Annotated in this window: 27 protein-coding genes; 23 read left to right on the plus strand and 4 right to left on the minus strand. The window is 61.4% G+C overall.

Annotated features, from left to right (window positions below; translation table 11 throughout):
• Position 1: 1 nt before the first annotated feature.
• Genes HV711_RS23395 through HV711_RS23460 form a run of 14 tightly spaced genes read left to right on the plus strand, consistent with a single transcriptional unit; the run spans position 2 to position 7,521 of the window.
• Positions 2-487, plus strand: a complete 486-nt coding sequence (locus HV711_RS23395) for a hypothetical protein (protein WP_035482262.1) — start codon at positions 2-4, stop codon at positions 485-487.
• A gap of 8 nt (positions 488-495) precedes the next feature.
• The gene (locus tag HV711_RS23400; protein WP_028363479.1) at positions 496-876 is read left to right on the plus strand and encodes a hypothetical protein; all 381 of its coding nucleotides are present in this window, start codon (positions 496-498) and stop codon (positions 874-876) included.
• Positions 876-1,580 carry a hypothetical protein gene (locus HV711_RS23405; protein WP_035482264.1) on the plus strand — a complete coding sequence of 235 codons (705 nt, stop codon included), beginning with the start codon at positions 876-878 and terminating at the stop codon, positions 1,578-1,580. The genes HV711_RS23400 and HV711_RS23405 overlap by 1 nt, the downstream gene beginning before the upstream one ends.
• 8 nt (positions 1,581-1,588) lie before the next feature.
• Positions 1,589-3,208: a hypothetical protein gene (locus HV711_RS23410; RefSeq protein WP_035482265.1), complete on the plus strand. Its 1,620-nt coding sequence runs from the start codon at positions 1,589-1,591 to the stop codon at positions 3,206-3,208.
• Positions 3,209-3,210: 2 nt separating this feature from the next.
• The gene (locus tag HV711_RS23415) at positions 3,211-3,723 is read left to right on the plus strand and encodes a hypothetical protein (RefSeq protein WP_051224402.1); all 513 of its coding nucleotides are present in this window, start codon (positions 3,211-3,213) and stop codon (positions 3,721-3,723) included.
• Positions 3,720-4,025, plus strand: coding sequence for a hypothetical protein (locus HV711_RS23420; RefSeq protein ID WP_051224405.1), 306 nt, complete (start codon positions 3,720-3,722; stop codon positions 4,023-4,025). Before HV711_RS23415 ends, HV711_RS23420 begins: the two co-directional genes overlap by 4 nt.
• On the plus strand, positions 4,003-4,194 hold the full coding sequence (locus HV711_RS23425) for a hypothetical protein (RefSeq protein ID WP_035482267.1): 192 nt from the start codon (positions 4,003-4,005) through the stop codon (positions 4,192-4,194). The genes HV711_RS23420 and HV711_RS23425 overlap by 23 nt, the downstream gene beginning before the upstream one ends.
• 24 nt (positions 4,195-4,218) lie before the next feature.
• Positions 4,219-4,410 (plus strand): hypothetical protein, encoded by a 192-nt coding sequence (locus tag HV711_RS23430; protein WP_035482269.1) that lies wholly within the window; start codon positions 4,219-4,221, stop codon positions 4,408-4,410.
• A gap of 9 nt (positions 4,411-4,419) precedes the next feature.
• Positions 4,420-4,632 (plus strand): hypothetical protein, encoded by a 213-nt coding sequence (locus HV711_RS23435; protein WP_035482271.1) that lies wholly within the window; start codon positions 4,420-4,422, stop codon positions 4,630-4,632.
• Positions 4,629-5,111, plus strand: coding sequence for a glycoside hydrolase family 108 protein (locus HV711_RS23440; RefSeq protein ID WP_035482273.1), 483 nt, complete (start codon positions 4,629-4,631; stop codon positions 5,109-5,111). The genes HV711_RS23435 and HV711_RS23440 overlap by 4 nt, the downstream gene beginning before the upstream one ends.
• Positions 5,111-5,512, plus strand: a complete 402-nt coding sequence (locus HV711_RS23445) for a 3TM-type holin (protein ID WP_051224408.1) — start codon at positions 5,111-5,113, stop codon at positions 5,510-5,512. The genes HV711_RS23440 and HV711_RS23445 overlap by 1 nt, the downstream gene beginning before the upstream one ends.
• A complete protein-coding gene (locus tag HV711_RS23450) occupies positions 5,509-6,108 on the plus strand; it encodes an aspartyl/asparaginyl beta-hydroxylase domain-containing protein (RefSeq protein ID WP_035482275.1) in 600 nt (199 codons plus the stop codon). The genes HV711_RS23445 and HV711_RS23450 overlap by 4 nt, the downstream gene beginning before the upstream one ends.
• Positions 6,105-6,476 carry a cupin domain-containing protein gene (locus HV711_RS23455; protein ID WP_035482278.1) on the plus strand — a complete coding sequence of 124 codons (372 nt, stop codon included), beginning with the start codon at positions 6,105-6,107 and terminating at the stop codon, positions 6,474-6,476. Before HV711_RS23450 ends, HV711_RS23455 begins: the two co-directional genes overlap by 4 nt.
• 1 nt (position 6,477) lies before the next feature.
• Positions 6,478-7,521: a hypothetical protein gene (locus tag HV711_RS23460; RefSeq protein WP_035482280.1), complete on the plus strand. Its 1,044-nt coding sequence runs from the start codon at positions 6,478-6,480 to the stop codon at positions 7,519-7,521.
• Positions 7,522-7,541: 20 nt separating this feature from the next.
• Here HV711_RS23460 and HV711_RS23465 read toward each other — a convergent pair whose 3' ends face one another.
• Positions 7,542-7,715 (minus strand): hypothetical protein, encoded by a 174-nt coding sequence (locus HV711_RS23465; RefSeq protein WP_175145261.1) that lies wholly within the window; start codon positions 7,713-7,715, stop codon positions 7,542-7,544.
• A 300-nt stretch (positions 7,716-8,015) separates the two neighbouring features.
• On the opposite strand from HV711_RS23465, the gene HV711_RS23470 reads away from it, so the two are divergent.
• The 4 genes from HV711_RS23470 (at position 8,016) to HV711_RS23485 (ending at position 12,451) form a co-directional block, all read left to right on the plus strand.
• Positions 8,016-9,035, plus strand: a complete 1,020-nt coding sequence (locus HV711_RS23470) for a hypothetical protein (protein ID WP_035482283.1) — start codon at positions 8,016-8,018, stop codon at positions 9,033-9,035.
• A complete protein-coding gene (locus HV711_RS23475; protein ID WP_035482285.1) occupies positions 9,035-10,576 on the plus strand; it encodes a hypothetical protein in 1,542 nt (513 codons plus the stop codon). The genes HV711_RS23470 and HV711_RS23475 overlap by 1 nt, the downstream gene beginning before the upstream one ends.
• 131 nt (positions 10,577-10,707) lie before the next feature.
• Positions 10,708-11,916 carry a hypothetical protein gene (locus HV711_RS23480; RefSeq protein WP_035482288.1) on the plus strand — a complete coding sequence of 403 codons (1,209 nt, stop codon included), beginning with the start codon at positions 10,708-10,710 and terminating at the stop codon, positions 11,914-11,916.
• A gap of 1 nt (position 11,917) precedes the next feature.
• The gene (locus tag HV711_RS23485; protein ID WP_035482292.1) at positions 11,918-12,451 is read left to right on the plus strand and encodes a hypothetical protein; all 534 of its coding nucleotides are present in this window, start codon (positions 11,918-11,920) and stop codon (positions 12,449-12,451) included.
• Here HV711_RS23485 and HV711_RS23490 read toward each other — a convergent pair.
• Both HV711_RS23490 and HV711_RS23495 read right to left on the minus strand, forming a co-directional pair.
• Positions 12,387-13,193, minus strand: a complete 807-nt coding sequence (locus tag HV711_RS23490) for a hypothetical protein (protein ID WP_035482293.1) — start codon at positions 13,191-13,193, stop codon at positions 12,387-12,389. The two genes, HV711_RS23485 and HV711_RS23490, sit on opposite strands and share 65 nt — an antisense overlap.
• Positions 13,190-13,450, minus strand: a complete 261-nt coding sequence (locus HV711_RS23495) for a hypothetical protein (RefSeq protein WP_156946680.1) — start codon at positions 13,448-13,450, stop codon at positions 13,190-13,192. The genes HV711_RS23490 and HV711_RS23495 overlap by 4 nt, the downstream gene beginning before the upstream one ends.
• A 478-nt stretch (positions 13,451-13,928) precedes the next feature.
• Here HV711_RS23495 and HV711_RS23500 point away from each other — a divergent pair, with 478 nt between their 5' ends.
• The 5 genes from HV711_RS23500 to HV711_RS23520 all read left to right on the plus strand — a co-directional run bounded on the left by HV711_RS23500 (position 13,929) and on the right by HV711_RS23520 (position 19,417).
• Positions 13,929-15,440: a sugar ABC transporter ATP-binding protein gene (locus tag HV711_RS23500; RefSeq protein ID WP_035482311.1), complete on the plus strand. Its 1,512-nt coding sequence runs from the start codon at positions 13,929-13,931 to the stop codon at positions 15,438-15,440.
• A gap of 16 nt (positions 15,441-15,456) precedes the next feature.
• Positions 15,457-16,482: an ABC transporter permease gene (locus HV711_RS23505; RefSeq protein ID WP_013588970.1), complete on the plus strand. Its 1,026-nt coding sequence runs from the start codon at positions 15,457-15,459 to the stop codon at positions 16,480-16,482.
• Positions 16,483-16,573: 91 nt separating this feature from the next.
• Positions 16,574-17,515: an ABC transporter substrate-binding protein gene (locus HV711_RS23510; RefSeq protein WP_035482295.1), complete on the plus strand. Its 942-nt coding sequence runs from the start codon at positions 16,574-16,576 to the stop codon at positions 17,513-17,515.
• Between the two features lie 45 nt (positions 17,516-17,560).
• Positions 17,561-18,859: an L-fuconate dehydratase gene (locus HV711_RS23515; RefSeq protein WP_028363462.1), complete on the plus strand. Its 1,299-nt coding sequence runs from the start codon at positions 17,561-17,563 to the stop codon at positions 18,857-18,859.
• A gap of 54 nt (positions 18,860-18,913) precedes the next feature.
• Positions 18,914-19,417: a M48 metallopeptidase family protein gene (locus HV711_RS23520; RefSeq protein ID WP_035482296.1), complete on the plus strand. Its 504-nt coding sequence runs from the start codon at positions 18,914-18,916 to the stop codon at positions 19,415-19,417.
• A gap of 4 nt (positions 19,418-19,421) precedes the next feature.
• On the opposite strand, the gene HV711_RS23525 is transcribed toward HV711_RS23520, so the two are convergent.
• Positions 19,422-21,782 (minus strand): FdhF/YdeP family oxidoreductase, encoded by a 2,361-nt coding sequence (locus tag HV711_RS23525; RefSeq protein ID WP_035482298.1) that lies wholly within the window; start codon positions 21,780-21,782, stop codon positions 19,422-19,424.
• Between the last annotated feature and the right edge of the window lie 121 nt (positions 21,783-21,903).

Below are 21,903 nucleotides of genomic sequence, written 5' to 3' on the forward strand. Positions count from 1 at the left end.
GATGCCCCCGCGCAACCCGAATAGCCCGCTGGAAGGCGAAGACAAGTCGGAACAGCCGAAGCTGGAAACGACCGAAGAGCTTCAGGCGCGTATCCGCGCGCTTGAAGACGAACTCAGCCGGTCAAACGCCGCGCGCGTGATCGCCGAGGACGAGTCCGCACGTATCCAGGCTCAGGCCCAGTCGTCGCTGCTGACGACGAACGTCACCGAGCGCTTTGCCGGCGAGGAAGATGGCAAGCAGATGTGGTGGTACCGCATCGACCTCGCGCCCTGCGGCGGCACGGAAATCCGTATCAATGGAACTCCGTACTACCACGGCTCGACGTACAAGTTCGAGACCGATCTGCTGCGCAGCGTGAAGGAGATCGTCGCGCGCACGTGGTCGCACGAGAACAGCATCAACGGCGCGAACGAAAACCCCTACAAGCAGGCTCAGAACAAGGTACTCGGCAGCGGCCGCGGTATCGCGCCCTGGGCTTTCCAATAAGAGGAAACATGGAAAACACACCTGTACTCGGCAACTTCCAGATCAACCTGCCGGCGCCGAATGGCGCCAGCCTGTCGGTGAGCGGCTACATCTATGGGGATGAGTCTCTGACGTCGTTGACGGAACGCATGGACATGCTCCGCGAGGCGCTGGAGTCGCAGCAGCGCGCTCTGGAACTGCCGGTACTCGAAGAGCGTCTCGTGCAACTGGAACGCACGCGCGAACAGGTCATGTCCGCTTATGCTGATCTGCTCGAAAAGCAGAAGCAGAAGCAACTGGCGACGACGGAAAAACCGCACCTGCGCAACTACCCTCTGCAGATCAAGCAGATCGAGGAAGAGATCGCGAAGGGCCGCAGCAAGGTTGCGGAGTTCCGGAAGGCGGCATAGTGGCATACCTCCAGGCCCAACAGATCGTCGCGCGCGCCTGTGCGATCGCCAAATGCCCTGGCTTCACCCAGCAGGGCGGCATCTATCTGAACATGGTCTTGGAGGATCTGTGGCTGCATCGCGATCTGAAGATCAACCGGGTCGTGGAGTCGGTCGTTGTGGCGGCCAACAACTACGGCCCGTTCACGCTGCCCCTGAACTATCTGCGCACCTACGACCTGTTCTTCCAGCAGAACAACCTGCCGTATTTCCTGCATCCGATTTCCATTGAGGAATGGGACCAGGAGTTTAAAGACCCGTCGATCGCGAACTACCCGTACGAGTTCATGACTACCCTGCTCGACGAGACGAGCGCGCAGGCGGCTAACTCGGCGGGAAGCCTCTATATCTATCCGCAGTCTTCCGGCCAGATCACGCTGACGCACCGATACATGGTGAAGCAGCCAGACATCGTCGCGCCCGAAACATCGGCGGTCATTCCGTGGTTCCCGGATCAAGGCTATCTGATCGACGCCACCGCTGCCGGCCTGATGAAGGAATCGGACGACACGCGCTATGACTCGTTCATCGCCAGATGCGAGTCAATGCTGCGCACCCACCTGATCATGGAAGGCGACGAGCAGGCGGTCGTGAAGTCGGTACGCCTCGATCCGCGGCGCTTCCATACGAACCGGACCCTGAAGCCGACGAAGATCACGGACTAGGAGCGGACATGGCTATTCGCAATGGCAAGCCGGTTCGCTTCACGCCGAAAGGCCTCTGTGATGCTTTTGACGCCACAGACGCCTTCCCAGGCGCATGCCAGCTTCTATCCAATCTCGTATTCGACCAGGGCAATCCTGAACTCGTGGTGTCGCGCCCGGGTGTAGGTGCTGCGGATACCACGTTCTCTGGTTTCACCACGCCGACCTATGTGTCGGTCTATATCGTCGTGGCCAACGTCGCCTACGGGATGGTGTCGAGCGCACGCAATCCCGGCCACGACGAGCCGTTTGCCTACAACATCGTCACCAACACGTTCATCACGATCTCTGGAGTGACCTCGGGCAATACACCGACCTCACCCGCAACAAGTGGACCGTGGACGCCACCGACGATGGCCGTCGTAAGCACGAAGATTCTTGTGACGCACCCGGGGTTTAGCGGTACCGGATCGAACTTCTTCGGCGTGATCGACATCACGACACCTTCGTCGCCGGCGTGGTCCGCGACTAACACAGCGACGAATGCGCTCCCAGGTGTGCCGACGGCGGTCGCGAACTTCAATAACCGCGCGCACTTCGCGGTGGGGAACGTCGATTATTTCAGCGATGTGCTTGTGCCGACGACTCGGACCAACGCGACTCAGTCCGTTACGGTGGGCGACACGACGCCAATTACCGCGTTCTCTGGTCTGCCGGTGCAGACGACGTCGGCCGGCGTGATTGGCGCGCTCGTGGTTTTCAAGGCCTCTCAGATCTGGCAGGTGACGGGCGATCCGACGACCAACAATCTCGCGCTGAATTACATCACGCTCACGACCGGATGCTCTTCTCCTCGGAGCGTCGTGCAGGGCCCGTTCGGCATCTTCTTCGCGGGGCTAGATGCGCCGTACATCCTGAATTTTCTGGGAACTCTGGTGCCGTTGTCGAGCCGGCCGGGAACCGACTTTCCCGCTGATCTTCAGGTGCCGTTCCAGAACTGCACGGAGCCGACTCGTGTAACAGCCGCTTTCGCCGGGAACATCTATCGGGTGTGCGTGCCGACGCTTATCCTCGGACAGGCGCAGACCAACGACTACTGGTACGACATTCGCCGGAAACGCTGGACCGGTCCGCACACGTTCAGTTACGACTGCGCCGCGCAGTTCGGCAACGCTTTCCTGCTGTCGTCCCCAGCCCAGGGCGCCGCGTTGTTCGTGAGCACGACGATTCCGACGTCGAACAGCACCTATTCCGATGCTGGAACACCCATCGTCAGCCATATGCGCTCTTCGAATTTCCCGAAGACGGGGCACATGGCAGAAGTGCAGGTGGTGGAATCGACGATCGAGCTCGCGTCCACCGGCTCTCCCGTGAATTTCAACATCACGGCCACTAACGATCAGGGCACGACGATTCAGACGACGTTTATCCAGACGCCTTCGTCCGGATCGCAATGGGGCGCTTTCAACTGGGGCGCGGCGAACTGGTCGTCGAACGTCAGCATTCCGCACGTCTACACGATCCCATGGCCGGCCGCTCTTGTGTTCCAGAAAATGTCGATCGACGTGAGTGTGACGCCGGTCAATGAGGTGTCGATCGGGACGTTCTTTGCCCGGTATCAGGACACCGGCTATACGAACCAGAGGTAATCATGTCGATAATTGGCGCACTACCCAACAACCTCGCGAACGGCACGACTGCGGATGCTTCCCAGGTCATGGCGGATTTGAACTTCATCGTCAACCAGGTCAATGCAAATGCGTCTCCCATCGGAACGCTGACTGCTCCGTCCGGGACCCGCATGGCGTTCCATCAGACGGCCGCGCCGGCGGGATGGACGATCGATACGACCATCACTAATCACACATGTCTGTACACGTCGTCAGGCGGCGGCATCGTCAACACCGGTTCGGGGTATTCCTCGTTTGTATCGAGCGGATGGTTCACCGATCTGCATACCTTGACAGTATCGGAACTCCCGTCCCACACGCACAACGTGCCAATTATTACCGGTAGCGGCGTTCAGTCCGGCGCCATTGGTGGCGGGAATTTCACCGGCGGGAATGCTTCCACCGACAACGGAACCGGCGGCAACCAGGGCCATCAGCACAACATCACGACCAAATTCCAGTACATCAGCATGTGCGTGGCGCAGAAATCATGACCAAAAAGTGTCCTCTCCTGAAGAAAGCCTGCATTGAGTCCGACTGCGCGTTCTGGACGCACATGCTCGGCATGCATCCACAGACGGGGGCTCCGGTGGATCAATGGGGCTGTGCGGTCACGTGGCTGCCGCTATTGCTGGTCGAAAACTCGCGCCACGCGCGCGGCGTGCAGGCGGCGGTGGAATCCGCACGGAACGAGATCACGGCGCGGCAGGATGTCTTGAACTGCGCGGTGAGAGTAGCGCGCCAGTCGGCTAACCAGGTGGAAGGTGGGCAGCATGAACAGTTACGCGATCGTTGAAAACGGTGTCGTCTCCAACGTGATCCTTTGGGACGGACAGACAGAATGGACGCCGCCGCCCGGATCAACCGTGATGAAGCTCGCCGACGGGATTGAATGCGGTCCGGGCTATACCTTCGACGGAACCAACTTTATTGCGCCGCCGGCGCCTCCGCCTCAGATTTTCTGAAGCCTTTTGTTACGGGGGAAAAAAATGGACGATAAGCGCACTTTGAGCGAGGCCGACGTCAGAGCGATCGCCGAGCAGATCGAAAGAGGCATCACCCAGCGGTTTCAACTGAATGTCGGCCGCGGCGTCCTCGGATTCGCGTGGAAGGTGGTTCTCTATGCGCTGATCTGCCTCGCCGCTTACGGCGCCGGAGGTGGCTTCAAGAAGTTTCTCTAGGAGAAGGTGATGAGCATCTGGTCAGCAATCGAAAGCGAATTCAACTCGATCATCGCGGATGCGCGCTCGGTTCCCGAGAAGCTAGCCGCGCTCGTTGACCTGCATGGCAAGGCTCAAGGTCTCGCCGGAATCGAAACGGCCGTGACCACGATCATCGAGGACACGACCAAGGCGACCGAGGAAAAGGTCACTGCGATCATGCAGGCGGTGGGCAAGCTGTGAGTTCGTTCGATGACGCCTTCGTGTCCCTCATGGGTAACGAAGGCGGCTACTCGAATAACCCGGCCGATCCGGGCGGTGAAACCATGTGGGGCATCACCGCCCGAGTGGCGCGCGCGAACGGCTATATGGGCGACATGCGCCTGTTGCCTCAGTCCGTGGCGAAGCAGATCGCGAAGATGGTCTATTGGGACCCGTATTACTGCGACCAGTTCGACCCGCGCGTGGCTTTTCAGGTGTTCGATGCGGCATACAACGGCGGCAAGCCTGCTACGTGGCTCCAGACCGCCGCCGGCGTCGAGGTGGACGGACATATCGGGCCGGTCACCATCGCAGCGGTGAACAGGTCGGACGCGCGCCAGATCGTGATGCGCTTTCTCGCCTACCGCCTGAAGTATCTCGGCGATCTGCCCACGTGGCCGTCATTTGGCCACGGATGGGCGAATCGTATTGCAGGAAACCTGATTAAAGGAGCCGCATGATGGCCCTCGATCCGATTACCGCAGTGTCCAACGTGGTGGGCGGCATCATTGACCGCCTGTGGCCAGATCCTGCCCAGGCAGCCGCAGCCAAACTGCAACTCCTGCAGCTTCAGCAGACGGGAGAGCTCGCGCAGATCACCGGCCAGATGCAGATCAATCAGGTCGAGGCGCAAAGCACCGACCCGCTTCAGCACTGGCGCGGTGGGCTAGGCTGGGTATGCGTTGCCGGCTATTTCTGGAACTACGTGCTGGAGCCGGTGCTCGGCGCAGCTGCCGTTTTCATGAATCACCCGGTTGTCCTTTCGAAGATGGACATGAGTGAGCTTTCCACGCTCACGCTCGGCATGCTAGGCCTGGGCGGCCTGCATGTGGCCGAAAGAATCAAGGGCGCCACGAAATGAAAAACTTCCTCAAGATTGCACAGGGCGTTGATGTGTTGCCGCTGGCTCTCGAACTGCATCAGCATCCGGAGCTGTGGAATGTCGATGCCGAAAGGCTCGGTCCTAATGGTCCGCACCATGAAAGCGACGACATATGGATCCGGTACAACGACAAGACCGAATACCTGAAGTCGGGCGACTGGTCGCATTTCAACGATGAGCACGACGCGATCTGGTATCCCGCGTTCTACGCGCTGCCATCGGTGCGCAAGCTCGTGTTCGATCTGGCGCGCCGAGTCGAAGCCGAACGCATCGGTGGGATATTCATCTGGCGGGTTCAGCCTGGAAAGAAGATTTATCCGCACAAGGACTTCGGCTGGCACGTCAACTACTACGACAAGTTCAACATCTGCATCCAGAGCGCACCGGGTGCGGCCTTTGTGTACGAAGGCGAAGCGATCGAAGACAGGCCGGGCGACGTCCACCGGTTCATCAATACGGTAGATCACTCGGTCGTCAACACGAGCGCCGAGGATTACATCGTGATGTGCGTGTGCCTGAAGGTGCATGACTACCGGAAACGGTATGTGCGCCAGTCGAAGAAGGCGGCGGCATGAGCACGCTTTTCGGCGCCACGTCCGCGCTCGTTATCCGCGATCAGGAAGAGGTCGATGCCGCGCTCGGCGTCGTTCATTACTTTCCGACCGAAGGTAACCCGGTGTACATGCGCCGCATGCGCGCCGAAGCGGGACAGGTCATTGGTTCACACCGCCATCGCTACGAGCATTACAGCGTGCTGTGCTCGGGGAAGGTCCGCGCCGAGTTCGACGGCGAAGTGGAAGAGTGCGAAGGACCGGCAGTGATGGTGGTTCCGGCCGGCGTCGAACACCGCATTACTGCCCTGACCGACATCGTTTGGATATGCGTTCACGGTACGTCGGAAATGGACCGGGAAAGCGTTGATGAAGTGCTGATAGGAGAGTGATATGCCCGCCGCCTGGATTGGAGCCGGCGCCGCAGTCCTGGGAGCGGTCGGTTCGATGTCGAACAGCCCCTCCACTTCCGGAGGCGGCCCGAGCTATTACATTCCGACTGGTCTTTCAGATGCCGATACTACGTGGCAAAACATTCTGACGGGCGAGCGTAACAATGCTGGGTCAGTCTATAACGGCGATCTGTTGCCTTATTACCAGAACTCGCTAAATCTCGGATCCAATGCCTGGAATACGTACGGTCCCGCATACCAGAACGCAGCGAACACCGCCGGTACCACGTACAGCACGATCGCTGGCGACATGTCGACGCAGGCGCTGCAGAATTGGGGTACCCAGAAAGATCTACTCGGCGCTGGTCAGCAGGTATTCAATCTTGGGCTCGACCCACAAAGCGCGCTATATGGCCGCACTGTCCAGCAATTGCAGGACCAGACAGGCGCAACCAATTCTATGTACGGGCTAGGGTCGTCGGCTGCCGGTGCTGGGGCAGCCAACCAGGTTCTGTCGAACTTCAATATCGACTGGCAGAACAATCAGCTCTCTCGCGCCCTGCAGGGTCTTCAGGGGTACGCGGGAGCTGCCAACACAGCTGGAAGTTACGGTCAGCTTGCTGATAGTCAGGCCGCGCTGATCCCGCAGTATCAACTGGCCAGCGGGCAGATTCCATATTCGACTGCTCAGGGCATCGCTGCGGTGCCCGGGCAACTTGCCGGTCAATACGCTTCGGGCATTGAGCAGGGACCGCTGGCGGCCGGCTCCAGCATCATGAGCCAGATCATTCCGTACATGAATTACGGCCAGGGTGCGCAGGCTGTGCCGTTCCAGGCGCAGGCGCAAAGTGCAGGCGCGCTCGGCAGCATGATTACCCAGGGAGTCAATGGCATCGGCAACGCCGTTCAGAACAATGGCGGTTTCAGCAACCTGTTCAGCAACGGCACGACCGGATCGTTCGGGGGCGGCGATTTCAGTGGAGCGTTTTCATCGAGCCCGTACTATCAGGGTGGCGGGAATAGCTACGGCTTCACGCTGCAGTGAGGTGAACCATGGCAGGGATTTTAGGACTTCCGTACTACCTCCAGTATCAGGAGCAGGCCCAACAGCAGGCTCTGCAGCGTCAGTACGCGCAGATGCAGATGCAGCAGTTCCAGCAACAGCAGCAGGACCGTCAGCGTCAGCAGGCCGCGCTCGCTGCCGCGGGAAATGCGTTGCCTCAATTGCTCGCGGGTCAACAGCAACCTCCGCAGCAGATCTCTCCTCCGCCGCAACCTCCGGCACCTGGGCAGCCGTCCGTTTCCGCGCAACCTGCTCCGCAAGGTGGCGGTATGCCGTTGCCTGCGGGACCTGTTCCTGGTCAGATTCCTCCTATTCCTCAGGGTGGTGCGAAGGGCGCAATTCCGCCCCCTGGGTTGCCGCCGTTCAAGCCGATGCCAACGTCTGCTTCTCCCGCACAGGCAGAGCCTGCTGCTATTCCCGCACCGCCTTCGCCGCAACCGCAGCAGCCGTCTGGTCCGTTGACGCTGGAGGGGGCGGTGAAGGTCCTGAAGGATCAGGGTCTGAGCGGCGCCGATCTGATGATGGGCTTGCAGCAGCTCACGCCGATTCTCGATTCTCAGGCGAAAGCACAGGCCGCACAGATCCAGATGAGATTCGAGCAGGAAATGAAGTTGCAGGCCGTGCGCGACCGGCACGATTCACTGGAGGAACGACGCCGTGAAGCTGACCAGAGATCAGAAGATCGTGCGCTCGATCGTGCGGACCGCGCGCAGGCGCGCGCTGAGTCGAATGCTCTGCGTGCTGAATCAATTGCGCTGCGCAAACAGACCATCGCGCTAGCCAATGGCGACGACGCCAGGTTCTCCCCGGACGACCTGAAGTTTCTGGCTGAGCAGGCGCGTGCCGGCGACACGTCGGTGTATCAGAACCTCGGCCGCGGCGCGCAGGGCGCGAAGAACATCATTGCTCTTCGCCGCGAGGTGATGCGTCAGGAGCGCGAGGCGGGCGGTACCGGCGCGGACGTCGCAGCCGCTAACGCAGGATTCCAGGGCGAGAAGGCAGCGGCGCGCACTGGCGCCACGCGTGCGGCAAACATCGGTATGGCCGTGGCCGAAGCGCAGAAGACATTCCCGCTCGTGCGGGAGGCGTCGGCCGCGCTGCCCCGCACGCAGTTCGTTCCTGCAAACCGCGCGATGCAGGCCGCCCAAACGAACACAGGCGACCCGCGCGTCGTCGCGCTCGGCACGGCGCTGAACACGTCGGTGAATGCCTATGCGCGCGCGATCAGCCCGACCGGCGTGCCGACGGTGTCGGACAAGGAGCACGCGCGTGAACTGCTATCCACCGCGAGCACGCCCGAGCAACTCGACGCAGTGCTCACGATGATGGAGAAGGAAATGGCCGCCGCGCGGCAGGCGCCGACCGAAGTCCAGGCGCAGCAGAAAGCGCGAATCTCTGGCCGCGGTGAAGGGGCGCCGGCTGTCGGCACGGTCGAAGGAGGCTACCGGTTCAAGGGCGGCGATCCGTCCAAGCAAAGCAACTGGGAGAAGATGTGATGGGTCCGTGGGAGAAATACGCGCAGGACACCGCCGCGTCCACTACGGGACCTTGGGACAAGTACGGCGCCGCGCCTACTGTGAAGCCTGCGACCGGGCTCGAGAAACTGCCGCCTGACACGCCTGCACCGAAAGCGCCGGAGCATGCCGACAGCATTGCTAACAAACTGCTCGGGATCGGTGAGGCAGGGCTATCTGTCGCGTCGTCCATTCCCGCCGGCATTGCGGGTCAGGTGTATGGAATCGGCAAGACTCTCACCAGCGGAAAATACGGTACACAGGCAGGCATTCAGGAAGGCGAGAAGGCTGGTGTTGATCTGGCTAACCGGATGACCTACCAGCCGCGTACGCAGACCGGCCGCGACCTCGTAGAGGGTGCAGGACGGGCAATGGACGCGAGCCGCTTGCAGGGTCTACCTGTTGAGGGGCCGATGCTTGCGCGCATCCCCGAGGTGCCGCGTGGTGTACTGGCCGCTGGCGAAGGTACCGCGGGCGCCGCACGTGGCGTCGGACAGGTTGCGGGTAGAGCTGCGCAGGGCGTTGGACGAGCTGCCGTCAATCAGTTACCCGACGTCGATCCCCAGACTTTGCAGCTCGCTCGACAGGCGCACAGCATGGGCTTCCGTCTCACCCCCGATATGGTCTACGGGAACAAGTACGCGCGCGGCGCTGGCGAACTGGCGCAGGACAACCCATTTGTCGGAAAAACCGTGCGCGAGCACAACCAGCAGGTATTCAATTCCCATCTTGTCAACGCGATCGGTGGCGAAGGCGACAAACTCACGCGAAAGACGTTTGCCGAAGCAATGGACAGATCCGGCAATACCATTGGATCCATAGCTGAAAAGTACCCGCTCCCGATCGATCAGTCGTTTGTTGCGAAACTTCGTGAGAACGGTGCTAACCAGTTGCCGGAAGTGCGTGGCGTGATTGAAAAGTACGCAGACCAGATCGACCGCGCGGCGGGGAAGCCGGAAAAGCTCCTGGGAGGTGGACGAACTGCAGCGCCTCGTGAGCTTCCTGGACCAGTGTTCCGCCGCATCAATACGGCGCTCTCCAAGCAGATTAGAGGAACGACGAACGGGGATTTGCGTACCGCACTGCTTGGTCTGCAGGATGATCTTCTGGAAGAGCGCTCGAAGTATATGAGCCAGTCGGACCTCGATGCATATAACGAGGCCCGCAGGCAGTATGCCATCGGCAGCGCTCTCGAACCGCTTGTCGCAAAGTCCGCGACTGGAAACGTCTCGCCAGCCGCGTTACTGGGCGTCGTGACGAAAAACGCAGCCGGCAAGTCGGCGATGGCCCGCGGCACAGCCGGCCAGATGGGCGTGTTGGCGGACATCAGTCAGCGCTTCCTGAAAGAGCAGCCGTCCAGCGGGACCGCAGAGCGCTCGCTGATGCAGAACCTGCTGACCCACCCGATCGGAGCGCTTGCCGCCGGCGGCACTGCGGCGCTGACTGCGCCGGTGGCCGCTGCATACAACCGGTACAGCCCGAGCGTCACGAATATGCTTATCGAAAGGCCACCTGCACCGTGAGAATCCTTGCGATCGACGTCGGATCCAATTGCCTTGACTGGCTTATGCGATGCCAGCAATGGGGGCATGAAGTCCGCTGGTACGACAAACCTCGAACTGATGGCACTGACCGGCACGCGGGCGAGGGCATCGTGCCGAAGATCCGCGACTACGACGAACTGCGCCGCAAGTGGCTTGGATGGCCCGACCTGATCTATACGCCCGACAACACGCACTATCTCGACATGCTCGAGCCGTTCCGGCGCATCGGCTATCCGATCTTCGGCTGCAACCTTGCTGCGGTGGAATGGGAGCTTGATCGCGAAGTGGGTCAGAAGGTGATGGAAGAGTGCGGCATGCGCATCATCCCGGGCAAGACGTTCCACGATTACGATTCGGCGATCGCCTACGTGAAGAAGGAGGCGAAGCCGTTCGTGTCCAAACCCTCCGGAGACGGCGAGCGGGCTATGTCCTACGTGTCGAACAGCGCGGCCGATATGGTGTACATGCTGCAGCGCTGGAAGAAGATCGACAAGTACCGCGCGGCGGCGAAACAGGACGGGTTCATCATGCAGGAGAAGATCGACGGCATTGAGATGGCCGTCGGCGGGTTCTTCGGCCCGGACGGCTGGTCGAAAGGCTGGATAGAGAACTTTGAAAACAAGAAGCTGATGAATGGCGACCTCGGCGTGAATACGGGGGAAATGGGCACTACGGTACGAGTCGTGCGCCAGTCCAAGCTAGCCGACGAGGTGCTGAAGCCCGCCACCGAGCATCTGCACCGCATCGGCTATGTCGGGTACGTCGATGTCAACTGCATGATCCCGACCGACGGCAAGGGACCGTTCCCGCTCGAATGGACCATGCGCGACGGCTGGCCGATCCGTCACAACCTGACCGCGCTGATCGAAGGTGACCCGGCGCAGTGGATGGTGGACAAGCTCAACGGGCGCGACACGCTGAAGCTTCGCATGGATGAAGTATGCGTTTCTGTCCTCATGGCGCTTCCCGACTTTCCGTACTCGAAGATCACGAACAAGGAGCTGTGCGGCATTCCGATCTACGGCGCCGAAGACATGGAGCACATCCATTTCTCGGAAGTAATGATGGGCGTCGCGCCGCGCGAGGTGAATGGGAAGGTGGTTGACCTGCCTGGACCGGTGACGGCCGGCGACTATGTCCTGATCTGCACCGGCACGGGCGAGACGATCACCGGCGCGCGTCGCTCCGCGTACAGCGCAATCAGGAAGGTCAAGATCCCGAATAGTCCGTTCTACCGCACGGACATCGGCGTCGGCCGGCTGAAGAAGCAATTGCCTGAGTTGCAGAGCATGGGCTACGCGAAAGGTCTGGGGTATTGATATGCGACGAGCACTTCGCGCGGGCCTAATTTCGGAGCAGTCGATCAAGGAAGCGCTGACCGAATCCAAGGGCGACATCTTTCTCGCGGCTTCAACGCTCGATTGCACGGCTCAGGAACTGGATCGGTACATCCGTAATTCTGCTGAGCTGCAGAATTACGCTGCGGCAATCGAGAAGGTCAAGGTCGATCCAGCATATTCCCGCATGAGCAATGAGCAGTTCGAAAGCGAACTGGCTGACCTGACCCGCGCGTATCGCGTAGTGGGGCTTCAGGAGTTGCACGAGCTCGCGACCATGGATCATGGAGATAGCGCGGCGATGGCGAAGGTAAAGCTCCAGGCCGCCATTTCCCTGCGTGGTGGTGCGCCGGCTGCCGTCGGCGACCGCGAGATCGAACACGCGCTGAGCGAACTAAACCAGCTCTACCACCTGAACGCGCCTCGGATCAAACAGGTTCGCCAGACGACTATCACGTTTGAAGATGGTCGGGAAGTGTCTCAACCAGTGATCGAACTTCGGCCAGATCCGCAATAGCGGCGGCCCGCTTCTTCTCCAGCTTCTCCCAGTCCGGCTCATCCGCCGGGTATTGCTGGATCTTCTCAAGCGCGATATGCCCGAGGCGCGCCATTTCTCGTATCGCTACCTTATGGGCGCGCGCGTCTTTCCTGCTCACAGTGCGGCCGGCGCCGATCCATTCCCATGCGTCCACGAAGCCGGCGAACTCCGGCGCGAGGCGAGGTTTGATCGTCCACTCTTCCGCCGGCTTCAGACTCTTGCGCATGTACATGACGTGCTGCTTCGGAATGCCCGACAGGTCAGCCAGTTCGGCGTCCGTGAGGCGCGTGCCGCGGCAGATACCCCATAGCACCCGGAGGCGCTCCGCAGTCGGCGTGCGCAGTTCTATGCATTCCTCGTGAACGCGCCAGGTGTGCGGACGTGGTATCACCGCGTATTCCGCGGTATTGACGACGGACTTCTGGATGCGCTTCATCGTCAGCGGGCACTCGACGAAGACAACGACATCGTTAGATCCCGCTTTGTCGGAAAAGGTGTAACGGTCAATCAGGATGCCGCCGCGCTCACGCCAGCGGTGCAATTGGCCGTCCGTCGCTTTGTCCCACCACGCCCACTGATAGACCGGCAGATCAGCTATCTTGCTGCTTCGAAAGAATATCGGCTTGATCGTCGTGTATCCGCGATTCACTAGGACATGGGTGAAGTCCCCATGCGCCTTGCGGATCGAAGCGGCGATGTCACTGGTTGCGTAGATCTTCACGGCTTCTGGAATTTCTGCATTTCGCTTTGTGGCCACGGTTGGTATGCATCAACCGGCGACGCGTTAAGATTCGGGGACCAGTAGCTTCCGCCGTTTCCCGATTGCCCTGCACCTGATTGACCACCACCGAACGCGCCGGCAGCAGCCCCGAGTGCGCCGTTATTCCCTCCGCCGTGATGGCCCTGATTGGCACTTGCTTGCGAAGCATGAGCGGAAGATGCGAGGATCAAAGCTGCGATGAGCACTGCGATTTTCATGATGGTCTCTCCGTGGTTGTGAGCGATACCACCCACGGAAACTGTCCGGATTAGAGTCCCGAAAATCAGGGAAATTGTCCGGGGGCACATGCGGGGGCATCGAACTGGTTCACGTTGAGGCACAGCCAGTACAGGTAAGGCTCAGACGATAGAGTTCGAGTCCGGTCCCCGGCACCATGCTGTTTCCCACGCTTCGCAAACCGGTCGCCCCCATTCCCTCGACCCCACCCATCCCACACTGTGCGCAAACCCGCACTCACGTAACCACTCCAGACACTGGGGAATGCCTGATCTTGAGGCCTTACCGCCGGGCGTCGTAGAATCGTCGGACACCGGTTTGGGGGGCGAGCATGTGCCTGGCTTCTCGTTGCGATTTCAGTCGAACAACCTCGCGCCGTCCGGCGCTTTCGCGACCCGTCTCCCGGGTTGAGGCAAGCGCATGCCGCGCGCGCGCCGCTCCCTTCGCCGGCTCCGCGCCATGACCCCCCTCATTTCCGTCCACAAGCTCAGCAAGAGCTTTCCCGGCGTGCGGGCGCTTCACGACGTCCAGTTCGAACTGATGGCGGGCGAGGTCCATGCGCTGATGGGCGAGAACGGCGCCGGCAAATCCACGCTCATGAAAATCCTCGCCGGCGTGTACACGCGCGATTCGGGCGATATTCTGGTCGACGGCCAGCCGGTGTCATTCGAGTGTCCGCGTGACGCGCAAGCGGCGGGCGTCGGCATCATTCATCAGGAACTCCAACTGATGAATCACCTGACGGTCGCGCAAAACATCTTTATCGGCCGCGAGCCGCGCGGGCGGCTTGGCCTCTTTCTCGACGAAGACAGGCTGAACGCGCAAGCGCGCGAGATTCTTTCGCGCATGCATGTGAATCTGAACCCGCGCGCGCTGGTCGGCGAGTTGACCGTCGCGAGCCAGCAAATGGTCGAAATCGCCAAGGCGCTGTCGTTCGATTCGCGCGTGCTCATCATGGACGAGCCCACCTCCGCGCTGAACGACGCCGAGATCGCCGAGCTCTTTCGCATCATCCGCGAACTGAAAGGACGGGGCGTGGGCGTCGTCTACATCTCGCACAAGATGGACGAGTTAAAGCAGATCGCCGACCGTGTCACCGTGCTGCGCGACGGCGAATATGTCGCCACGGTCGACGCCGCCAATACGACCGTCGAGGCCATCATCGGCATGATGGTCGGGCGCACGCTCACGGACGTGGCACCCGCCGCGCGCGCCGCGGCGCAAGGGGAGGCCGCGCTGGAAGTCAGGCATCTCAACGCCGGCCCGCTTGTGCGCGACGTGAGCTTTACCTTGCGTCAGGGCGAGATTCTCGGCTTTGCCGGTTTGATGGGCGCGGGCCGCACCGAGGTCGCGCGCGCGGTGTTCGGCGCGGACCCCGTCGAGTCCGGCGAAATCTTCGTGAAAGGCGCGAAAGCCACGATCAGAAACCCGAGCGATGCGGTCGCGCACGGCATCGGCTATCTGTCGGAAGACCGCAAGCGCTTCGGGCTCGCCACCGGCATGGACGTCGAGTCGAACATCGTCATGTCGAACCTGCGCAGCTTCCTGTCGTTCAACTTCTTCCTGCGCCGCGCGCGGATGCGCCGCCGCGCGAGCCATTTCATCAGTCTGCTCGCGATTCGCACGCCGTCGCCAAGCCAGGAAGTGCGGCTGCTGTCCGGCGGCAACCAGCAGAAAATCGTCATTGCCAAATGGCTCGAGCGTGACTGCGACGTGCTGTTCTTCGACGAACCCACGCGCGGCATCGACGTCGGCGCCAAAAGCGAAATCTACAAGCTGCTGCGCTCGCTCGCGGACGAAGGCAAGGCCATCGTCATGATTTCGTCGGAGCTTCCGGAGATTCTGCGAATGAGCGACCGCATCGTCGTGATGTGCGAGGGCCGCATTACCGGCGAGCTCGGCGCCAACGAGGCGACGCAGGAGCGCATCATGCATCTGGCTACGCAGCGCCAAACACTCAAAGCGGCGTGAGCCTCGCGAGGACCCCATGACACTGCCATCCGATTCCCCCGCGCTGGCCGGCGAGCGGCGCCTGAGCGGCCTGAAGGCCCGCATTTTTTCGCCGACGGCTCTGCAGAAGCTGCTCGCCTTCACGAGCCTGATCCTGCTGCTCGTGTTCTTCAGTTTTGCATCGCCGGCTTTCATGCAGATGGACAACATCCTCGGCATTCTGCAGGCGACGGCGGTCAACGGCGTGCTCGCCATCGCCTCCACCTTCGTCATCATCACGGGCGGCATCGACCTCTCGGTCGGCACGTTGATGACCTTCACCGCGGTGATTTGCGGCGTGTTCCTCACCTACTGGCATTTGCCGATGTGGCTGGGCGTGCTCGCCGCCATCGGCACCGGCGCGATTTGCGGAACCATTTCGGGCACCCTCACCGCGAAGATGAAAATCCCGCCGTTCATCGCGACGCTCGGCATGATGCTGCTGCTGAAGGGACTCTCGCTTGTCGTGTCGGCGGACAAACCGATCTATTTCACCGACACCGAAAATTTCTACATGATTTCGCAAGACTCGTTGATCGGCTACCTGTTGCCGAGCCTGCCGATTCCGAACGCCGTGCTGATCCTGTTCTTCCTCGCCATCGTCAGTTCGCTCACACTGAATCGCACGGCGCTCGGCCGCTATACCTTCGCGCTCGGCAGCAACGAAGAAGCGGTGCGGCTCTCCGGCGTAAACGTCGACCGCTGGAAGATCGCCATTTATGGCCTCGGCGGCGCCATTTGCGGCGTCGCGGGGCTGCTTATCGCGTCGCGCCTGAACTCGGCACAACCGGCGCTCGGCCAGGGCTACGAGCTCGAAGCGATTGCCGCGGTCGTGATCGGCGGGACGTCGCTCTCGGGCGGCTCGGGGACGATTCTCGGCACGATCATCGGCGCGTTCATCATGAGCGTGCTGACCAACGGCTTGCGCATCATGTCCGTCGCCCAGGAGTGGCAGATCGTGGTGACGGGTCTCATCATCATTCTCGCGGTCTACGCCGACATCCTGCGACGCAGGAAGCGCTGAGCCTGCACCGGACAACATCAACAAGGGGCGGCACTGCAACGCATCCCCGACAGCGAAGAAGAAGGGTCCACACCTTAGGAGGAGAGAGTCCATGTTGAATCGAAAAGCATTCGGCGTCGTAATCGGCGTGAGCGCGCTCGTCGGCGCAGTGAATTTTGCTCACGCGGAGGACGTTTATATTCCGCTCATTTCCAAGGGGTTCCAGCATCAGTTCTGGCAGGCGGTCAAAGCCGGCGCAGAGCAGGGCGCGAAGGAACACAAGGTGCGGATCACGTTCGAGGGCCCGGAAACCGAGGCCATGGTCGACAAGCAGATCGACATGCTGTCGGCCGCGCTCGCGAAAAAGCCGCAAGCCATCGGCATTGCCGCACTCGACAGCAAGGCGGCCATTCCGCTGTTGAAAAGAGCGCAGGCCGCAAAGATTCCGGTCATCGCATTCGACTCCGGCGTGGACAGCGACATCCCGCTCACGACCTGCGCGACCGACAATCTGGCGGCCGCCGCGCTCGCCGCCGACAAGATGGCCGAGGCCATCGGCAATGCTGGCGAAGTCGGCGTGATCGTGCACGATCAGACGAGCCGCACGGGCATCGACCGGCGCGACGGATTCCTTAACGAAATGAAGAGCAAGCATCCGAACGTGAAGATCGTGTCGGTGCAATACGGCGGCGGCGACCATCTGAAATCGGCGGAAATCGCCAAGGCGATGATTCAGGCGAACCCGAACCTGAAGGGCATCTTCGGCGCCAATGAAGGCTCCGCGGAGGGCGCGGCGATCGGCGTGAAGGAATCGGGCAAGAAGCTCGTGCTGATCGGCTACGACTCGGGCAAGGAGCAGAAGGAGGACATTAATTCCGGGCTGATGGCCGGCGCGATCACGCAGAACCCGATCGGCATCGGCAAATGTGTGGTCGATTCCGCGGTCAGGGCGCTCAAGGGCGAGAAGCTGCCGAAGAAAGTCGATACCGGTTTCTATTGGTACGACAAGAGCAACATGAACGATCCGAAGATCGCCGCGGTGCTCTACGATTGATCGTCGCGTGAATGCAGCCGTCCTGGAGCGTGTGACATGACCACGATCACTACGATCAAGAGGCTGTCGGTGCGCGACATCCGCTTTCCGACTTCGCGTTCGCTCGACGGCTCGGATGCGATGAACGCCGCGCCTGATTATTCGGCCACCTACGTCACGCTCGAAACGGATGCGCCGCAAGGGCTCGTGGGCCACGGTCTGACGTTTACGATCGGCCGCGGCAACGAGATCTGCGTGAGGGCGGTGGAGGCGCTTGCGCCGCTCGTCGTCGGCAAAACGCTGCAGGAGATTGCCGCCCACATGGGCGGCTTCTGGCGCGCGCTGACCTCGGACAGCCAGTTGCGCTGGATCGGCCCGGACAAGGGCGCGATTCATCTGGCCACCGCGGCCGTCGTCAACGCGGTCTGGGACCTGTGGGCGAAAGCAGAAGGCAAGCCGGTGTGGAAGCTGCTCGTCGACATGAGTCCCGAAGAACTCGTACGGTGCCTGGATTTTCGCTATGTGACCGACGCGCTGACCCCGCAGGAGGCGATTGCGATGCTGCATCGTCATGCCGGGACCAAGGCCGCGCGCGAGCAGGAGATGCTCGCGCACGGCTACCCGGCTTACACGACGTCCGCGGGCTGGCTCGGCTATGACGACGACAAGATTCGCCGCCTCGCGCGCGAAGGCGTCGCGCAAGGGTGGACGCATTTCAAGCAGAAAGTCGGCGGCAATCTCGCCGAAGATCTGCGCCGCGCCCGCATTCTGCGCGAGGAAATCGGCCCGGACCGCAAGCTGATGATGGACGCCAACCAGGTGTGGGATGTCGACGAAGCCATCGCGAACATGCGGCAACTCGCGCAATTCGACCCGTGGTGGATCGAGGAGCCGACGAGCCCCGACGACGTTCTCGGCCACGCCGCCATTCGCGAGCGGCTTGCGCCGATCGGCGTGGCAACCGGCGAGCATTGTCATAACCGCGTGATGTTCAAGCAGTTGCTGCAGGCACGCGCGATCGACTTCTGTCAGGTGGACAGTTGCCGCCTCGGCGGTCTGAACGAAGTGATTGTCGTCCTGCTGATGGCGGCAAAGTTCGGCGTGCCGGTGTGCCCGCACGCGGGCGGCGTCGGTTTATGCGAGTACGTCCAGCATATTTCGTTATTCGACTATATCTGCGTGTCCGCGTCGCTCGAGAACCGGGTGCTCGAATACGTCGATCATTTGCATGAGCATTTCGTCGACCCCGTCGTCATCCGCAACGGGCGCTATTTGCCGCCGCAACGTCCCGGCTACAGCATCGAAATTCACGCGGCGTCGCTCGATCAGCATGATTTTCCCGGCGGGCCGGTGTGGCGGGTGTGAGGCATCGTCGCGCGAGAGCCGTGTAAACTGGACGTTTCGCGCGACCCCAATACCATGCACCACCTGAAATACCTGAGCGGCTATCCGCCCGCGCTGCTCGAGAAAGTGAAGAAACTCATCGCCGATGAACAACTCGGCCCGTACCTCGCCGCGCGCTATCCGAACACGCACGACGTGCAGACCGATCGCGCGCTCTACACCTACTGCGCCGAGTTAAAGCGCGAACATCTACGCAGTGCGGAGCAGATCGACAAGGTGACATACGACAGCAAGCTCGACGTGATGCGCCATGCGTTGGGCCTGCACACCAGCATCTCGCGCGTGCAGGGCGGCAAGCTCAAGGCGAAGAAGGAAATCCGCATTGCGTCGCTCTTCAAAGCGGCGGCGCCGGAATTTCTGAAGATGATCGTGGTGCATGAACTCGCGCATCTGAAGGAAAGCGATCACAACAAGGCGTTTTACCGCCTCTGCGAGTTCATGCAGCCGGGCTACCATCAGATCGAGTTCGATCTGCGGCTCTATCTCACGCACCGCGACTTGGCGAAAGTGCAGGCGTGATACCTCAGGCCACCGCTTCTACCGACGACGCCTTCAGCAACACAGGAATCGACTTCGAAGTGGGCGTGCCCGCGCCGTCCGCGACCGACGACAGCGGCACGAGCGGATTCGTTTCCGGATAGTAGGCGCCGAGGCAACCGCGTGGAATATCGTATTCGACGAGCAGAAAGCCGTCCGCATGACGCTCGATGCCGTCGGCCCACACGCTCGTGATATCCACGCGCTGTCCCGCTGCGAAGCCCAGCATCGCGATGTCGTCCCGGTTCGCGAACAGCACGCGCCGCTGTCCGTACACGCCGCGATAACGGTCGTCGAGTCCGTAAATCGTTGTGTTGTACTGATCGTGTGAACGCGTTGTCATCAGGGTCAGCAGGCGCTCGCCGTGCTCCTTGCGCGCGCGATGAATCGGCGTGTCGAGCGCAATGGCATGCACGAGGAACTGCGCCTTGCCGCTCGGCGTTTTCCAGATCCGCTCGCGCGACGCGACGCCCAGATGGAAGCCGCCTGGGCGCTTGAGCCGCTCGTTGTAATCGTGGAAACCGTCGATCACTTTGGCGATGCCGTCGCGAATCAGCGAGTAATCCGCGGCGTGTGCGAGCCAGTCGACCTTGTCGCTGCCGAGCGTCGCATGCGCCATGCGCGCGACAATCGCGATCTCCGACAGCAGATTCTCGGACGCCGGCTTGTTCATGCCGTATGAGATATGCACCATGCTCATCGAATCCTCGACGCTTACACCCTGCGCGACGCCGTTCTGCAGATCGATTTCGGTGCGGCCGAGCGTCGGCAGAATCAGCGCGTCGCGGCCGTGCACGAGATGGCTGCGGTTCAGCTTCGTCGTGATGTGCACCGTGAGATCGCACGAACGCATGGCTTCCCACGTGCGCGGCGTGTCGGGCGTCGCGATCGAAAAGTTGCCGCCCAGGCCGATGAACACTTTCACTTTTCCGTCGAGCATCGCGGCAATCGTGTTGACGACGTCGAGCCCGTGCTCGCGCGGCGGCTCGAAACGGTAGACCTCGCCCAGCCGGTCGAGAAAGGCCTGCGTAGGCTTTTCCTCGATACCGACCGTGCGGTCGCCCTGCACGTTCGAATGTCCGCGCACGGGACACAGCCCCGCGCCGCGCCGGCCGATGTTGCCGCGCATCATCATCAGGTTCGACAGCAGTTGCACCGTTGCCACCGAATTCTTGTGCTGCGTGAGGCCCATGCCCCACGTCGAGATCACCGCGCGGCCTTTTGCGTAGATGTCCGCGAGCTTGAGCACGTCTTCATAGGGCACGCCGGATTCCGCGACGATCGTGTCCCAGCTTTCGGCGCGCAGATCTTCCGCGAACGCTTCGAAGCCGACCGTATGTTCCGCGATGAACGCGACGTCGAGCACGCGTTCGAGGCCCGACGCCTGCGCTTCGTCGTCGAGTTCGATCACGCGTTTGGCGACGCCCTTGATGAGCGCAAAGTCGCCGCCGACCTTCGGGCGAATGAACACTGAGCTGATCTTCGTGCTGCCCAGGGTCAGCATTTCCACGGGATGCTGCGGGCTCGCGAAACGCTCCAGCCCGCGCTCCTTGAGTGGGTTGATTGACACGATGGTCGCGCCGCGCTTCGCGCATTCGCGCAACTCGCCGAGCATGCGTGGGTGGTTGGTCGCCGGATTCTGGCCGAAGATGAGCAGCGTGTCGGCGTGTTCGAAGTCGTCGAGCGTGACGGTGCCTTTGCCGATGCCGACGGTGCCGGGCAAGCCGCGGCTCGTCGCTTCGTGGCACATGTTCGAGCAGTCGGGAAAATTGTTCGTGCCGTACATGCGCACGAACAGCTGGTACAGGAACGCGGCCTCGTTGCTCGCGCGGCCCGACGTGTAGAACGCCGCCTGATCCGGATCGTCGAGGCGCTTCAGGTGGCTCGCGATCAGGTCGAAGGCTTCGTCCCAGCCGATCGGCACGTAGCGGTCGCTGATCGCGTCATAGACGAGCGGGTCGGTCAGGCGGCCGTGCTGTTCCAGTTCGAAGTCGGACTGCGCCATCAGTTCGGCGACCGTGTGCTCCGCGAAGAATGCGGGCGTCACACGCTTGCTGGTGGCCTCGGCGGCCACGGCCTTCACGCCGTTCTCGCAGAACTCGAAGGTGGACGCGTGCTCGCGGTCGGGCCACGCGCAGCCGGGGCAGTCGAAGCCGTCCGGCTGATTCTGCTTGAGCAGCGTGCGGTAATTGCCGCCCGTCACCTTTTCCTTGATCAGGTTGATGGCGACGTACTTGAGCGCGCCCCAGCCGGCAGCCGGGTGCGTGTACGGCTCGATACGGGCGTCGCCGCGAGCTTTCTGGCTCGCGTGGGCGCCGGATGTGCTGCGAATGTCGGTGTTCTTCATGCTTGCCGCGTGTGGTCTGTCATGGCTTTTGGCCGATGGGACAAGCCTACTGTGTTCCAATCGCAGTGCAGCATACAGAAAAACAAAAAGGGAAGGGATACAGTTGTCGCGCTTTGTCATA

It is taken from the genome of Paraburkholderia phenoliruptrix (assembly GCF_902859825.1).
Taxonomy (GTDB): Bacteria; Pseudomonadota; Gammaproteobacteria; order Burkholderiales; family Burkholderiaceae; genus Paraburkholderia; species Paraburkholderia phenoliruptrix.